Annotated in this window: 14 protein-coding genes; 9 read left to right on the plus strand and 5 right to left on the minus strand. The window is 64.1% G+C overall.

Annotated elements, in window-relative coordinates:
- Window positions 1-150 precede the first annotated feature (150 nt).
- Both BLR33_RS04600 and BLR33_RS04605 read right to left on the minus strand, forming a co-directional pair.
- Window positions 151-1,305, minus strand: a complete 1,155-nt coding sequence (locus BLR33_RS04600; RefSeq protein WP_245771152.1) for a helix-turn-helix domain-containing protein — start codon at window positions 1,303-1,305, stop codon at window positions 151-153.
- Window positions 1,302-1,598 carry a hypothetical protein gene (locus BLR33_RS04605; RefSeq protein ID WP_093782965.1) on the minus strand — a complete coding sequence of 99 codons (297 nt, stop codon included), beginning with the start codon at window positions 1,596-1,598 and terminating at the stop codon, window positions 1,302-1,304. Before BLR33_RS04605 ends, BLR33_RS04600 begins: the two co-directional genes overlap by 4 nt.
- Window positions 1,599-2,039: 441 nt before the next feature.
- Between BLR33_RS04605 and BLR33_RS04610 the strand changes: the two genes are divergently transcribed.
- From BLR33_RS04610 to BLR33_RS34640, 3 genes are read left to right on the plus strand one after another with little or no spacing between them, the layout of a single operon-like run.
- A complete protein-coding gene (locus BLR33_RS04610; protein WP_093782966.1) occupies window positions 2,040-2,828 on the plus strand; it encodes a GntR family transcriptional regulator in 789 nt (262 codons plus the stop codon).
- Complete coding sequence (locus BLR33_RS04615) at window positions 2,825-3,583, plus strand: glycosyltransferase family 2 protein (protein WP_093782967.1); 759 nt, start codon at window positions 2,825-2,827, stop codon at window positions 3,581-3,583. The genes BLR33_RS04610 and BLR33_RS04615 overlap by 4 nt, the downstream gene beginning before the upstream one ends.
- Complete coding sequence (locus BLR33_RS34640; protein ID WP_143031623.1) at window positions 3,583-4,401, plus strand: SAVMC3_10250 family protein; 819 nt, start codon at window positions 3,583-3,585, stop codon at window positions 4,399-4,401. The genes BLR33_RS04615 and BLR33_RS34640 overlap by 1 nt, the downstream gene beginning before the upstream one ends.
- 28 nt (window positions 4,402-4,429) lie before the next feature.
- Here the strand turns inward: BLR33_RS34640 and BLR33_RS34645 are convergent, their stop codons facing one another.
- Together BLR33_RS34645 and BLR33_RS04620 are read right to left on the minus strand one after the other, a co-directional pair.
- Entirely contained in the window at window positions 4,430-5,032 is a 603-nt protein-coding gene (locus BLR33_RS34645) for a hypothetical protein (protein ID WP_143031624.1), read from the minus strand.
- A 33-nt stretch (window positions 5,033-5,065) separates the two neighbouring features.
- Window positions 5,066-5,821 (minus strand): GntR family transcriptional regulator, encoded by a 756-nt coding sequence (locus BLR33_RS04620; RefSeq protein ID WP_093782968.1) that lies wholly within the window; start codon window positions 5,819-5,821, stop codon window positions 5,066-5,068.
- A 607-nt stretch (window positions 5,822-6,428) separates the two neighbouring features.
- On the opposite strand from BLR33_RS04620, the gene BLR33_RS04630 reads away from it, so the two are divergent.
- The 4 genes from BLR33_RS04630 (at window position 6,429) to BLR33_RS04645 (ending at window position 9,077) form a co-directional block, all read left to right on the plus strand.
- Window positions 6,429-7,139, plus strand: a complete 711-nt coding sequence (locus tag BLR33_RS04630; RefSeq protein WP_093782970.1) for a GntR family transcriptional regulator — start codon at window positions 6,429-6,431, stop codon at window positions 7,137-7,139.
- Window positions 7,136-7,516 carry a hypothetical protein gene (locus tag BLR33_RS04635; RefSeq protein ID WP_322987095.1) on the plus strand — a complete coding sequence of 127 codons (381 nt, stop codon included), beginning with the start codon at window positions 7,136-7,138 and terminating at the stop codon, window positions 7,514-7,516. The genes BLR33_RS04630 and BLR33_RS04635 overlap by 4 nt, the downstream gene beginning before the upstream one ends.
- Window positions 7,517-7,570: 54 nt before the next feature.
- Window positions 7,571-8,140, plus strand: coding sequence for a DUF6907 domain-containing protein (locus BLR33_RS04640; protein WP_093782971.1), 570 nt, complete (start codon window positions 7,571-7,573; stop codon window positions 8,138-8,140).
- A 103-nt stretch (window positions 8,141-8,243) separates the two neighbouring features.
- Window positions 8,244-9,077 carry a helix-turn-helix domain-containing protein gene (locus BLR33_RS04645; protein WP_093782972.1) on the plus strand — a complete coding sequence of 278 codons (834 nt, stop codon included), beginning with the start codon at window positions 8,244-8,246 and terminating at the stop codon, window positions 9,075-9,077.
- 18 nt (window positions 9,078-9,095) lie between these two features.
- Here BLR33_RS04645 and BLR33_RS04650 read toward each other — a convergent pair whose 3' ends face one another.
- Window positions 9,096-10,019: an FkbM family methyltransferase gene (locus tag BLR33_RS04650; RefSeq protein WP_093782973.1), complete on the minus strand. Its 924-nt coding sequence runs from the start codon at window positions 10,017-10,019 to the stop codon at window positions 9,096-9,098.
- Between the two features lie 167 nt (window positions 10,020-10,186).
- Here BLR33_RS04650 and BLR33_RS04655 point away from each other — a divergent pair, with 167 nt between their 5' ends.
- Together BLR33_RS04655 and BLR33_RS04660 are read left to right on the plus strand one after the other, a co-directional pair.
- On the plus strand, window positions 10,187-10,762 hold the full coding sequence (locus BLR33_RS04655; protein ID WP_093782974.1) for a hypothetical protein: 576 nt from the start codon (window positions 10,187-10,189) through the stop codon (window positions 10,760-10,762).
- A 24-nt stretch (window positions 10,763-10,786) separates the two neighbouring features.
- The gene (locus tag BLR33_RS04660) at window positions 10,787-13,798 is read left to right on the plus strand and encodes an NACHT domain-containing protein (RefSeq protein WP_143031625.1); all 3,012 of its coding nucleotides are present in this window, start codon (window positions 10,787-10,789) and stop codon (window positions 13,796-13,798) included.
- Window positions 13,799-14,625: the final 827 nt, after the last annotated feature.

The raw sequence follows: 14,625 nt of genomic DNA on the forward strand, positions 1-14,625 counted from the left end.
TTGCGAGCGGGCCCACGCCGGGACGACGGGGCGACGACTGGCCTTACGGGCACGGTCGAGCAGGCTTGGGGCGGTCGGGACGCCGGGGGCGTCGACCAGCGTCCTGGGCTCGCCGTCGGAGTCAGGCACGGATGCCTCCTTCCGGATGCGTCAGGAAGTCTTCGGGGTGCCGTTCGGCGCGGGCGGCTGTTCACCAGGGCCGTTCACCGGACGCGGGCCGCGTTCGGCGTCCAGCCGGACGAACACGCTGTGCACGTAGCTCGGCGCGCGGGTGGCGCGGCGGGCGGTCTCGCGGACGCTGAGACCGGCGGCCCAGCCGCGTTCGATCGCCTCCAGCGCGGCGGAAGTGTCGAGCTTGGCGGGTGAACGCTCGGGCGAACGGCCCTCGCTGCCAGCGGTGTTCGCCCCCGGCAGTTCGGTGAACAGGAGCCGGGGGTACCGGCGGACGTTCGCCGTTGCCTGCGCCATCTGGCTACGCACGTGGCTCGCCAGCGCCGAGGCGGCGGGGTCGCTCGACTGCTCCCACGGTGCCGCGAGCGCGATCGTCGCCAGGGCGGCGGCGTTGCGCCGGGCGGCGAGCTGGTCGAGGAGTTTGCGGCGCTGCTCGGCGTCCGTGCCGACGGACGCGCGAGCGACGGCGACAGCCAGGCGGTGAGCCGTGCGGCGGCTCCTCCGGCTCCTGCGCTGCGCCGGGCTCAGCTCGGCGAGACGCGCGGCGAGCGCGACGGCCCGTGCGGTGGCGCGGTCGCGGGTGATCTGGGCGGCGTCCCGGTGCCGCTCGGCGATGCCGAGCCGCGAGAGCAGACGTTCGCGGGCGACGAGGGCGCCGAAGCCGTTCGATGACGCCTCGGGCCTGCGGTGGCGCAGTTCGATGCCCATGGCCAGGTGCCAGAGCATCGCTGCCATCACCGGGCCGACGAAGGCGCGGACCGTACCGCCGACGGGGCCCGACTCGGCGTACGCCGGGATGATCTGCACACCGGTGATCATCCAGATGAGCACGCCGGGGACGCCGGGAGCGCCGGTCGGACCGTTGAGGTTCTGCCGGGCCATCAACGCCGTGGCGAACAAGGCGAGTTCACCAGCCCCGAACATGCCTGCGCGCTCGGCGGCGCCCGCCATGTCGAGGTAGTCGGCGGCGAACCGCCATGAGGTGTCCGCGCTGTACGCGGTGCAGGCCGCTGCCGCCAGGGCGGCGACCGGGACTGCGACGGTGCCGCGCGTGATGCGCCGGGCAATCGCCCAGCCGATCACGAGGACGGCGAACGCAGCGACCACGTAGGCCGCGGGCAGGTGCGCGTTCATGCCGCCTCCCGGGTGCGCCGGCCATGAGCGCGCGGGACGCGGGCCCGGCACCCGCGCAGGAGCATCGGGCCGCCGATCAGCACGGCGTACCAGGCGTCTTCCAGCGCCACGGCGTCGGCTTCGCCCTCGATCAGCAACTCGGCGAGGACATCGCGCGCCGCGGCCATACGGGCGGCCCGGTGCTCCGGCGGTTCGGCACTTCCGGGCGGCCCGCGGAACAGGTCCCGGAAGTGCTCCGGGAACTCCGCTAAGTCGAGGTTGTCACCGTTGCCACGGTGGGTGGGCGTACACATCGGTTCTCCTGATCACGAGCGGGACGGGGCCGACGGCTGCGCGATGCGGCCGCGCGGCCGACGGCGGACGAGGAACGGGGGCGCCGCGCGAGCGCGGCACATGCGGAATCCACAGCACGAGCGGCCGGAGGAGCCCGCGGACATCACGCACGAGCGGTCATGACCTCCGGCACCGCCGACCTGCGAAGAGGCAGGCCGTGCCGGGATCAAAAGCACTCGTTCGTTCGGGCGCGCTGTGGAGTTCTCAAGGTCCGTGCGCTGCCTTCGGCACCGCGGTGGGCGGACCTCCGGACGCATTGACGTTCTCCACTCCTCAAGAGATCAAGTCCTCAAGTCCTCTTGAGGAGTGGAGTAGTCACTATGAACCCTGAGTCCTCAACTCGTCAAGACCTCTTGAGGACTTGTATGCTGGGCCCGTTGACGACCAGGACGGTGGGCCGCATGGCGAAGGCATACGAACGGATCGCGGACGATCTACGCGACCGCATTCACGCAGGTGAGCTGCGCCCAGGCGACCGCCTTCCCCCGGAGACGACACTCGTTGAGCAGTACGGCAAGAGCCTGCCGACGCTCCGCCAGGCGCTCGGGCTCCTGCAGACCGAGGGCCTGATCGAGAAGCAGCACGGCCGCGGCAACTTCGTCCGGCAGCCCCGCACTCCCGTCTTCCGCACGAACCTGCGCCACCAGTGGGAGAAGGACCGCGCCCGCGAACCGGAGGACGAGCGCAAGGCGACTGGGGCGACCGAGCACGACACCGGCCTCGAACTGGATGACCTGGTCTTCTACGCGGCGTACGCCGACATTGAGGCGGACGAGGAGTTGGCCGAAATCTTCGGCGTGCCGACCGGGACGTCCATGCTCCAACGGACCTACCGCACCCGGTACAGCGCCGAGGACCACCCCTTCAGCCTGGTCGTCTCGTACCTCGTCCGCGAGGTTGTGGCGGCCAATCCCGAGCTGCTGGACGCGGGCAACGAGCCCTGGCCGGGCGGGACACAGAACCAGCTCTTCACCATCGGCATCGAACTGGACCGGATCGAGGAGCGCGTCTCCGCGAGGCCGCCCACGGCCGAGGAAGCCGAGGAACTGGGCCTGCCTCCTGGCACGGCCCTCATCGTCCTCGGCAAGACGTCGTACGACACCGCCGGCCGCGTGGTCGAGCACTCCTTCGTCCGCTTGCCCGGCGACCGCACGGAGCTGAACTTCACCACTCCCCTGGAAAGGTGGTGACCGCCGTGGCGGATCGCCGGATCGACGTCATCACGGCCGTTCACGCGCCTGCGGCGCCCTATCTGGCGGACGCCTACAAGTCGTTGTGCGCGCAGGAACTCCCGGACGGCTGGGAGTGGCACTGGATCATCCAGGAAGACGGCTACGGCGACGCCGTCCGTCCCCACGTTCCCGAAGACCCCCGCGTCACCTTCCACCAGGGCCGCCCCGGCGGGCCCGGCGTGGCGCGCACGATGGCGCTGGCCTACGCCTCAGGCCCGTACGTCAAAGTTCTCGACGCGGACGACCAGTTGACCGAGGGCGCCCTCTCCCGCGACCTCGCCCTCCTGGAGAACGACCCCACCCTCGGCTGGGCCACCTCCCGCGTCCTCGACCTGCTCCCCGACGGCTCCACGGCCGGCTTCGACCAGGACCCGGACGACGGCCCCCTCGCCAAGGGTGTGGTGGTCGAGCACTGGAAGGCCCACAACTTCCGCGCCCAGGTCCACCCGGCCACGCTCTTCGTCCGCCGTGACCTCCTGCTCGCCCTGGGCGGCTGGATGGCTCTCCCCGCTTCGGAGGACACGGGCCTTCTCCTGTCCCTCAACACGATCAGCCCCGGCTACTTCACCCGCGAGTACGGCCTCCTCTACCGCAAATGGCCCGGCCAAGCCACGGCCCAGGCCAGCCACACAGATGAGGCAGAGCGCGAAGCCCGCATGGCCGTGGTGGCGGAGCGAGTAAGGCAGCTCGCTGGCTTTCGCTGGAGGGCTTAATGAGGCGCCGTGCCGAAATGGCAAGGGCGGGCGGCCGTGAGATTACTGATCTTCTGTACGTCTCCGAAAAAAAGATTCGCGGACGATTGGGCATGTGGGGGGTTCACGAAGAGGGGGAGTTCAAGGGTTCCGCAAAATTTCCGGGTGTCATCGATTTTTCGGCCACCAAGAGTTGGCAGCAAGATCCCGACGGTTTGGCTTCGCATGAACTGGTGCGGCGTGCTGCAATTAAGGTCGAGCAAACTCTGTCCCCTGTTGATTTTACTCAACCTGGCTTGCTTGCTAACCAATGGGTCAGATTTCAGCTACCTATGGCCCAGGCTGCTGTGCATGAGGATAGCAGTGAGCCACCCGAAGACGTAGCCCTATTCATTGGAAGCGCGCCGACAGAGTTTCAAGGGGAGACGCGTGAAATAGACCTGATGCTTTGTGGATCTGCCTATCATCTGAGAGGCCGAACCATTCCAGCAGGGCGAATGGGATCTGACACCACCTGGCTTCACGATCTCATCCTTGCCGTGGAGGAGCGTGAGGAAAACGGCGTTAATGTTATCCCGGAATTCCTGACCGAGATCCTGCCGACGCGTAAGAGTCAAAACCTTATAGGGGAAACGGCGCGCGGTGTTTTTAACTGGATCAGCCGGGACCTGCCACCGTCCGCGCGGGGTTCAGTTCGAGGCTATGCCATTGTGCTGATGGATATCGAGTGTACTCCGGTGTCCAATAGACTCATTGTTGCGACCCCGCTTTACGTCGAGTCATCCCCCGTTTTGTTGCCTTCTCGCCCACGTCGAAGTATCTGGCGTCAGGGGCGGTAGATAGTCAAGATATTCGCGAGACTGACTGTTAATCCATCAGATCGCTTCGAGCTTGAGCCCTGATCTCGTTGATTACAGCTATCAGCCTGTCTCTGGCTTCCCAAGAGTGATCATCGATGATCGGTCCACTTTCGGACTCTGAATATTTGATAGTGGCCATGACATCCTTGACTCGCATGATGAATGCTCCGTATGGGGCTGACAGTTTACGAATCAGTCTTCTGACTTCATCGCTCCAGTAAAATTCAGAGGCCGCGAGGCTGACGGGAGGGTTTATTGTTTCCCATGGGCGGTCACCGATGAGGGTGCAAGCCTTGACGTGCACTTCTCTCCGAGTTGTTGTTGTCGCGGCGTGTATTTCATCGATTTTCCGCTCTAGGCCGTGCAGCCATACGGCCAGATCGTCATAGCTCTTCTTTAGGCTATCGAGGGCCGCTCGTTTTCGATCCGAATTAAGCTGCAACTCGTGCTGGCGCTCGAAAATTTGACGACTGGTCTCGAAGTGACGCTCGATCATCTCGATGTCATGCTGGCTTCTTTTGGCGCCCAAGAGGTATCCGATTCGCGCACCAACCCCTAGGGTGATCATTGCTGCAGCAATGTCGTCAATGAACGAGAACACGTGTGCCATTGTTGAAATTCTCTGTTTTCTGAGATCTCAAGGCTACTGATGCACAGGCACCTCGTAGACGATTTCGCACAGCGTGGACGGGACCACGATGTCCGCTGTCTCCACCGGGCGACCGTCTTCCGCGTAGTACGTGCGCGTGATGTGCGTGACCAGCGTGCCCTTTTGAACGCCGAGGAGGGTTGCCTCCTCGGCCGTGGCCGCGCGCGGTGAGGGCTGCTCCACCGCCCGGGTGACCGTCACGCCGATCTCCGCCATGCGGCGCACCACGCCGATGCCCGCGTGCGGGCCACCCTCGGGCAGGACGATCAACGTGCCGCCCGTCAGTGCGTACGGCTCCCAACTCGTGGAGAGCTGCGCCGGCTTGCCGTCCGCCAAAAACTCGTAGGCCGTGCGCACGCACAAGTCACCCTCGGCGATGCCCAGCCGCTCGGCGATCTCCGCCGGAGCCGGCACCTTCGCGTCCGTCCGGCTCTCCCACGTCCCGCGCCTGCCCAGCGCCGCCATGTCCGCCTGGAAGGGCGAACCGCCGGCCTGCTCACGGTAGATGGACCGCACGATGCGCAGCCGTTCGCGCGGTGCGGCGACGTACGTCCCGGAGCCCGCGCGGCCTTCGAGGACGCCGACGGAGATCAGCAACTCCTGTGCGCGGCGCACGACGTTGTCGCCGACCCCGTACTCCTGGGCCAGCTCGGCGCGCGAGGGCAGGCGGTCTCCCGGCGTCCACTCCTGACGCGCGATGCGCCCGCGGAGCTGGTCCGCGATCCGCAGGTACGGCGGCTGATCAGGCATGTGGACAATCTAGTGCACTAGCTCTAATCTAGTTAACTAGCTTTACTGAGAGTGCTTGATCGGCGACGGAGGACCGCCTTGTGCCCCCACCCGAAGCACGTATCGCAGACATCCGCGCGGGCCTCGCCGCGGCCGGTCTCAGACCGGTGCGAAAGGACGGAGCCGAGGAGGTACGGATCGAGGCCGACGTGCCGCCCGACTTCCCGCCGGAAGCCTGGCTTGCGGTTCTCGCGGCCCTTGAGTCCGCCGACCGGTTCGGACTCAGCGACGGGACCGCCCGCGGCCGCACCGTGTGGGCCCTCGTCCGCAGGTCTCCGTAAGCACGTCGACGCCGTGAAATCCCAGGTCATACCCAACGTAGGAGCAACCCCATGATCCGACTCTGTAAACGAGTTGCCACGTGGCGACCACGACGGCGCCCCCGCCCGGCCGGACGGCACGCTCACCGCGCCGTGCGCACGAGGGTGCACGCCGCGCCGTTGCCCACCTCGCTGTCCCAGGTACGGCAGCACCCGCGCCACTGCACCGTCCGCGGCGAAGACGTCGCACTCGTCAGGCCGTACGTCCTCGTCGCCGAGAAACGGCGAAGGGAGGTGACCTCGCCGCGATGACCGCTCGCCATCAGGAAGTCGCCGAAGCGCTGCGCCGCCGCATCCTCGCCGGCGAGTTCACGGTAGGGGAGCGGCTTCCACCGGAACGGCAGCTGTCCGACCACTACCGCGTCAGCACGCCCACCCTCCGCGATGCCCTCGAACTCCTCCGCTCTGAGGGCCTGGTGGAGAAGTTCCAGGGCCGCGGCAACTTCGTCAGCCGGCCCCGTGAACGGCTGCGGTTCCCCTACGGCGTGATGCCCGGCGACCTCGACGTCACCCTCAGCGCCGCTGACATCAAGGCCACCGCCGAACTTGCCGCGCACCTGGGCAGACCGCCCGACGAGCCGCTTGTCGAGTACGTCTGCCTCAGCGTTCGAGGTGAGCAGCCGCAGGGGTTGGCGCGCATCTTCGTGCCTGCCGATGTTGCAGCGGGCACCAAGCCGAGCGGTTGTGCGGTGCCTTGGGGCGACGACCTCCTCAACCACCTTGCCCGCAGGCCCGATAGCGCGATGCTCAGCAGCTTCGACCAAGTCACCGCCCGGTTCCCGAGCCCGACGGAAGCACAGTCGTTGCGGATCAGCGCCCGCGTACCGGTCCTTGCTGTCCACCGGACGGTGAGCGACGAGGAGGAACGCGTCGTCGCCTGCGTCCACCTCGTTCTCGCGGGCGACCGAGCCGAGGGAGCGTTCGTCACCCACATCTTCCGGAAGGGGGCGCCCCGTTGACTCGTCTCCTTCCCTGGCTCGGCCCGGAGGGGAAGCCCTGCTACCTCGATTCCGACCCCGACGAGCCCTCGTTCCTCTGGCAACTCGCCGACAACCTCGAATCGGTCCAGCTCGGCATGGCTGAGGAACTGCTCGGCGACGTACGCCAGTCCCTGGCGGATGGGGCCTCCGACGTCGAACTGCGGAGCATGACGCGGTCGTTGTGCGCGGCGCTGACCGACGTACTCCGTGTCGCCCACAGTCGGGGAGACCGGCTCCCGGCCTCCGGCGAGGACGAACTGTCAGCCCAGGCGCGGGCGGTCGTTGACCGCGAGATCGCACGTCGTGAGGGGATGGCTCCGAAGGTGCAGCGCCCGCCTGTCCCCGGGACGCCCTAATCGTCGGCCAACCGACTCCCCGTTCAACCACCCTGCACAGAGAGGCAGCGAAGCATGCCCGGAAACAATGCCACCCCGCTGGAAGGGGCCTTACTCCCGCCGACCGAGATCACGGCCACCGCCGAAGACCCCGGACGCACGTGGACGATCACCACCGCCCACGGAGTCACGGTCACCGGCTATCTGCCCTCGTGGGCGACCGAAGACCCCAGCGAGGACGGGGTTCCGGATGCCCGGCTTGAGGGCCGGCTCTCGGACATCACGCACTACGTGACCTTCCCCGGGCGGGAGTTGTACGTCAGCCCGCCCGAGTTCGCGGAAGAGCCCGCCATGACGGAGGTCTTCCACACGAGCATCGATTGCACGCCCTTCGACGCGGACCACGCGCCGCCCCTGCCCGTAGCGACCGTGCACCTCGTCGCCGACTACTGGGTCGGCAACCTCGATCCCGACGGGCTCGCCGACCTCGCACAGGCGTTGCGTGCGCAGGCCGACATGTTGGAGCACGAGGTACGGCCCCGGTTGGCCGCCGCACGCGCGGACTGGCTCGCCCATCACCCGTCCACTGCGACAGCCACAGCTCACGGACCGGACTGCGTCGCCCACGACAGCGGCGCTGAGTAGTCGGCCGCGTTCCCTGACGGGGTCGGCCGTGCGCCTGCGCGTGCGGCCGGCCCCCGCACATCCCTCCACCAGCCACCCCTTGATCACGCCCAGGAGCGCCAGCATGCGCAACCGCGACCACAACCGCCGGCGGAAGGACACAGCCTCCCTCTCGCCTCGCGCCTTCTACGCCGCGGAGTTGCGCTTTCGCCGCGAGCAAGCCGGCCTGACTCAGGCCGCGCTCGCGCGCATGCTCTACATCACCACCGCCCACCTTGCGAACCTCGAAAGCGGGATTCGGCGCATCCAACCCGACCTTGCGGCGGCCCTGGACAAGGTCCTGCGCACGGACGGCTTCTTCGTCCGCCAGCTTGGCGCCGGACGCGCGGCCTTGATCCCCGCCCAGTTGTCCGACCCCGCGCGGCTCGCCGTGCAAGCCCAGAGCATCCGCGAGTGGGACACGACCTTCGTCCCGTGGCTGCTCCAACTCGGCTCCTATGCCGATGCGGTGGCCCGTCTCCAGGACCCGACCCTGCCGAGCGCCACGGGTGCAGCGGCCCCGGGTTCGCTGTTGGACGCCGACGGCAGCCCTCGCTATGCCGCCGTCCTGACCGAGCGAGCCTTACGCCGTCCGATCGGCAGTGCCGCCACTATGGCCGAACAACTCCGCCACATCGCTGCGTTGGCCAGGACCGGCCGCATCGTTCTTCAGGTGGTGCCCCTCAACGCCGAGCCACACGTCGCCGGGGACATGGCCTTCACGCTGATGAACTTTGCCGACGAGCAACCGGTCGTCGCGGCGAGCCTGCGCGATGGCGACCAGGTCGTGAACGATCCGGCGTCCTCAGCTCTGGCCGAACTCGGATACACGCTCCTGAGCGCCGCCGCTCTTCCGCCTGCCGAATCGCTCGACCTCCTCGACGCCACGGCGATGGATCACGGCCTGGCCGGAGCCTGAACACCGTCCGCGGTTCGCCTACGGCAGTCGGTCCGCGTCGATCCGGGAGAACACGAGGTCGCTCTCGTCCGTGACCGGCCCGTGCCAGCGCACGGGTACGGCGGACGGGCCGCTCAGCGCGGAGGGGTATGAGGCGGCGGCGTACTCGTTGGCCAGGCGGTAGACGTGGAAGCCGCGCGAGGTCATCGTCTCCAACAACTCCTCGACCGAGTCGCCGAGCTGCGCCATGCGCTCCGGCGTGACCTCGACGGTGACCTCGGCGTCCGGACGGAGCTTGTCGAGCATCGGCGCCATGCCGCGTACGACGCTGCCCTCCGCGCCCTCCACGTCGATCTTGATGACCCGGGCCTTGCTGATCTCGTCGGACTCCAGGACTTCGGGGAGCGGGTACGCCTCGATGTCGAAGACGGACTCGGTGGGGCCGTCCCAAGGGACGATGCTGTTGGCACCCATGTTGCGGGAGCTGGCCAGGATGAAGGTGAGCGTCTGCTGCTTGTCGGAGACGGCGACATGGGCGGGCCGGATGTTCGTGATGCCGTTGAGGCGGGCGTTCAACTCGACACGGTCCATGAAGGGGCGGGACGCCTCGACGGCCACAACGTGCCCGGCAGGACCGACGAGTTGGGCAGCGAGGACGCTGAAGTAGCCGATGTTCGCGCCCACGTCCACGAAGGTGTCGCCCGGACGGAGCCGGCGTTGTAGCCACTGCGTCATCCGGGGTTCCCAGACGCCGAAGAGGTACATGTAACGCTGGATGAGATCTTGGGTGTCCACGGCGAAGCGGGCGCCGAACGTCGTCTCGGTGACGCGGCCGCGGGGCTCGTCGCGCAAGTGCGGGTTCAGCCAGCGGCCGGCGAGGGCGGCTTTGCCGAGCGTGCCGGGCGCCTTGCGCACGTACCACCGGCCGAGGGTGACCAGGGCCTCTGACGTGGGGTTGCTCATGATCTGGCCTCTCCGCAGGGTGCCACGGGCACCGTAACACTACGGTCGGACCGCTCTGCCCGACAGCAGCACTGCTCTTCCCGAAGCTGCGGAATCGCCCCCGTCTGTTCCCCTGCCCTCCTAAAATCCTCAAGACGTCTTTACGACTCGCGGGGTGGGGGAGGGGCGTGGACACGTCCGAGCAGTTGCTGACGATCGTGGCCGTCCTGGTGGGCGCGCTCACCACCTACGTGACGAACTACTGGACCGAGCGGCAGCGCATCCGTCGCGAGCTGCTGACGCGGTGGGACACCAAGAAACTGGAGTCCTACGAGAACTACATCGACCGGGTACGGGCGGCGGTCTACCTGGGCGTAGAGCTGTACGAGCACCGTGAGGGCATCCGCGTGAGCGACGACCCCGAGCCCTCCCTGCGCAGCCAGCTCTCGCAGGCGACGCACCTGCGAGGGCGGGCCTTTGAGCGGGTGATGCTGCTGGCCGGCGACGAGGTCGTTGAGGCGGCGCACGCCTTGAACGCGGCCTCGCTGGAAGTGGACTGGCAGGCGATGGGCAAGACCGCGGGCACGCTGGACGACTGGCGCGCACGCAACCGCGCGGTCTTCACGGCGATCAATGCCTTCCATGAAGCGGCCCGCACGGATCTGGGCGTCTCGGGCTCGGTCACAGGAGAGACGCATCCTAACCGGGATCTTCTCCTGCCTGCTGATCGAAGCCGCTCCTTCCAAACTGGTCAGAGTCAGTGAGTGCAATGTTCACAGTCTAGATAGTTGCTCACCTACAACAAAATGAGAGTAGCCATGATTACTGGTATTGAGACTGCCGTTCTCCCAGCTGCTGCCCGCGCAGCTGGAAGCGCCGTTGGAAAGGTCGCAGCTCTTCCATTTGGGACCGTTGCGGGGAAATTTAAAAATAGAGCTGCGCGAAAGGCGCTAAAAGAGAGCGGATTTGACGCCCTCAAGGTTCACGTTCCACTTGAGACTGCCAGTGAAGTCGTAGATTTCCTTGAATCTCCCGATTTTGAATCAATTGCACTGTCAGTTGCAACGCAGATGTACGCGGGTTCGAGCGCTCGTGAGATCAGCGCAGAGTTCGCACAGGCGCCCGTAATTATTAAAAATCAGCTGTCGCTTCGCCTTACAGACAAAAGCATGATGTCTGAAGTTTCTCAGGCTGTGTGGAGCGCGCTATTGCAAAAAGTTGCCGAGCGAGTGAAGGAAGTGCGAGCCGCAGATTCACTTAGCGCCGAAGCGCGGGCCTCTCTGGTTAAGGTAGCCGCTTCCTTTGCGGCTGCAGATGCTAAGAACGCTGGGCATCTGACGCAGTTGACTGATCTCGCGCGGTTCAAGGACTTCGAGCAACAATTGGCGGACCAAGTGAAGAACCTGCACGCTACTATGAGGCTCCCCCACGCAGGAACAACACGGAAGGTTCCATACAGCAAGCTATTTGTGGAGCCTCGCCTTGAATTCGATATTGGAAAGGCCGAATCGGCACATGGGCGCATAGTCGAGTTGAAAAACCTCGACGAAGTTCTAGCGGCAAATCAAAGGGTCGTCGTACTTGGTGACCCGGGCGGCGGCAAGTCCACTTTGTCTCTTAAGCTTGCTTACGACATTGCCAGGAATGCTTTTCCTGCGTCCGCAGCACGAGTACCGATTTTGTTTGTACTGCGGGATCACATCGAGGGCCTTAGGAGTGGTAAGGAAACAATGTCGGGGATTCTGGAGTCAATTTGCCGGAATCCTTACAATATTCAGCCGCCCGCTGGAGCAATAGACTATCTCCTGGAAAACGGTCGCGCTCTAATTATTTTTGATGGTCTCGACGAGCTAACTGATACGTCACTTCGTAGAAAGGTGACCGATTTCGTTGAATCTTTTGTTTATAGGTACCCTGCGACGCCGGTCCTGGTAACCTCGCGAAAGATTGGGTATAGCGAAGCGCCACTTGATGATTCACTGTTCTTTGCCTGTACGCTCGCCGAGCTTCAAGAAGAGCAAGTCGCCCTATACGCGAAGAAATGGTTCTCTCTCGATCAAAGTGTCGACAGGAAGAACCGAGCTGAACTGGCCGACTCGTTTGTTCGCGAAAGTAATTTTGTACAGGATCTTCGCAGGAACCCCTTGATGCTGTCTCTGATGTGCGGCATCTACGCCAGCGAGCATTATATCCCCTCTAACAGGCCCGACGTATATCAAAAGTGTGCTGAGCTCCTATTTGAACGCTGGGATAAGCAGCGCGGTATCGTGATTCCGCTGCCGTTCAATGCGCACGTCCGCCTGGCTCTTAATGCCCTTGCTTATCAAATGTACTCTGACCCGAAGGCACAAAAGGGGCTAAATCGCCAGCGGCTTGTTCAATTCGTGAAAGGTTTCTTGCTCTCAAAGAGATATGATGATGAGGTCGAGGCAGAGGACGCAGCGAACCGGTTTGTGGACTTCTGCACTGGCCGAGCCTGGGTGCTTACAGACATGGGGTCAGATACCCAGCAGAACCTATACGCATTTACACACCGAACATTCCTCGAATATTTTGCAGCAAATCAAATCGTTCGCGCCAATTCAAGCCCCGACATGCTTTTCGATGCACTACACGAGCGTATCGCAAAACAAGAATGGGAGGTGGTAGCGCAGTTGGCGGTGCAGACACTCGGGCAGAATGTTGAAGATGGTGGAGATGAATTTCTGGATCTCCTACTATCCGCTGTTGAAGATACGGAGGAGTTTACAAGCAAGCGCAACCTTGCTGCATTTTCGGTCCGCGCGCTCGGTTTCATGGTTCCGCGTCCAGACATTATAGAGCGAATCTGCCGTATCGCCATCAGTTTGGATATTGAAGAAGTACGCGATGAGGAGTTTCGCGTAACGCTGCTCCAGCAGCTAATGAACTGTAGCCCAGAAAATCTGCAGATGGTTGTCAGGTTCGTTAAGAGTACTCTCGAAAAGGTAGTCGAAAGCAGGCCAAACGATGACGTTCCGTTGTTCTATGCACTAAACATGATTGATGCTAGTTTCCTCTGGCCGGGAAAACAGATTTGGCGAGACGTTGCAGAAGAGATCAACCTTTCCCTGGCGCCGCTTGTTCCTCGTCACTACGAGAAAGCGTATTGGGCAACCCGCAAGGGAGTCCTTCGTGGCGATGTTTCGGTGAACCAGTTGGTGGAAGGGTTCGGAAGTGGATCCCTGTGGTTCACCACTCGCGGCAGGTCTCTGTGGGCGCCAACATGGAGTTCTCTACTCCTGAATGCTTCGTTCCATCCTCAGGCTCTGCCACCCTCTGACGATTTCATTTCGTCAGATGTTGAGGATTCCTGCTTTAGTGAACTAAGTAGAATTCTACCCAGGCTAGAGGCTCCGTGGGTGTCTAACAGTGAACTCCGCGAGGCGATTGCCTACGATATCCTACGCTCCTGTGACGGCCCCGTAGGGCGACGGTTGGGTACTAATAAGGACGGCGCATTCCTTATGTTCTTGCCCGTCGCTGAGATGCTGGAAAAGACGGGAGAATTTGAACATTTGAGCCGAGGGTACGCGGAATTTCGCGGCAGAACGTACGGTCTTTTGCGTAAGATCCTCTTCAAGCTTCTGACTGCACGTGTTGACCAAAGCTTCCGTCGGAGTGCGGCGGCAACTATTCGAAACCTGGAACTCAGTCCTGAAGTGAAAGATTTTGTTATGGACTGGGCGAGCGGAAATTTCGACCTGGTCGAATTTCACACGGAAGAACAGGTGAGTTATAGAAGGGCGAGTGTTCAACTATTCGCTGGTCGGGCTGACTAGGGGCTGTCCCGTGAGTGATCTTCGGACGGCCGCAGACTGACAGGAGCCCCGGTGGTCTGGTCTTGTCGGTCTGCGAGCCGTGGGCAGCGCCTCCATGCCTTCGTGATGCGCCCCTGGACGGTACGAAGGATGGCCGATCAGTTTGTCGAACTGCTCGGAACGGCTCCCGCCAGCATCGATGGCGGCAAGCTGAGGTTCATCCGATGACGCCTGTGCACCACGCTCTCGAAATCTGGAAGGTCTGCTACGACCGGGCGGCCTTCGGCTGGACGGTCCACACGGACTACGCCGACCCACTGGCCGGCGGGCAGCGCCCCGCTCGCCCCCGCGGGCGCCGCCAGCGTCACTCGCTACGGGCCGTCCTCCCTACACTTCGTCCGCGGCTCCCACGGGGCTGCTACTCCTGGCCGACACCCACCCCCCCCGGGGACCGGGAGTGGTCGTTCACGCCGACCGACGACGAGCCAGCCCGACTTGCGAAAGCGACGCTTCTCGCTCGTTAGCGTGGTGATCAGGGGTTGGAGCGGGCATCTGTCACCAAGCTGCGGAACCGCGGCGAAGAGCCCAAGGCCCGCCGCCGCGACTACCTGTTCCGGCAGGCCGTCGCCGAATGGTCCTGGCAATACGCCAAGGTCACGGGCATGGCTCTCGGGGACCTCGCAAAGCTCAAGGGAAGTATCCTCTGTTGCCCGGAGCCTCCCACCGGAGATAGCCCAAGCGACAGCGAGAGTCCTGGAGCATTGGAATGAAACATCGAAGTACGACGAGACGAGTCTGAGCAAAGCACCGGCCAGGCTGCGGCGCGAATGAGCTGTATCAGACCCATA

This window comes from Actinacidiphila guanduensis, from assembly GCF_900103985.1.
Classification (GTDB): Bacteria; Actinomycetota; Actinomycetes; order Streptomycetales; family Streptomycetaceae; genus Actinacidiphila; species Actinacidiphila guanduensis.

Coding starts and splice junctions, on each gene's coding strand:
- BLR33_RS04640 (WP_093782971.1), top strand. CDS start 7,571: ATGCCCGGAAACAATGCCACCCCGCTGGAAGGGGCCTTACTCCCGCCG.
- BLR33_RS34640 (WP_143031623.1), top strand. CDS start 3,583: ATGAGGCGCCGTGCCGAAATGGCAAGGGCGGGCGGCCGTGAGATTACT.
- BLR33_RS34645 (WP_143031624.1), bottom strand. CDS start 5,032: ATGGCACACGTGTTCTCGTTCATTGACGACATTGCTGCAGCAATGATC.
- BLR33_RS04600 (WP_245771152.1), bottom strand. CDS start 1,305: ATGAACGCGCACCTGCCCGCGGCCTACGTGGTCGCTGCGTTCGCCGTC.
- BLR33_RS04610 (WP_093782966.1), top strand. CDS start 2,040: ATGGCGAAGGCATACGAACGGATCGCGGACGATCTACGCGACCGCATT.
- BLR33_RS04630 (WP_093782970.1), top strand. CDS start 6,429: ATGACCGCTCGCCATCAGGAAGTCGCCGAAGCGCTGCGCCGCCGCATC.
- BLR33_RS04620 (WP_093782968.1), bottom strand. CDS start 5,821: ATGCCTGATCAGCCGCCGTACCTGCGGATCGCGGACCAGCTCCGCGGG.
- BLR33_RS04650 (WP_093782973.1), bottom strand. CDS start 10,019: ATGAGCAACCCCACGTCAGAGGCCCTGGTCACCCTCGGCCGGTGGTAC.
- BLR33_RS04605 (WP_093782965.1), bottom strand. CDS start 1,598: ATGTGTACGCCCACCCACCGTGGCAACGGTGACAACCTCGACTTAGCG.
- BLR33_RS04645 (WP_093782972.1), top strand. CDS start 8,244: ATGCGCAACCGCGACCACAACCGCCGGCGGAAGGACACAGCCTCCCTC.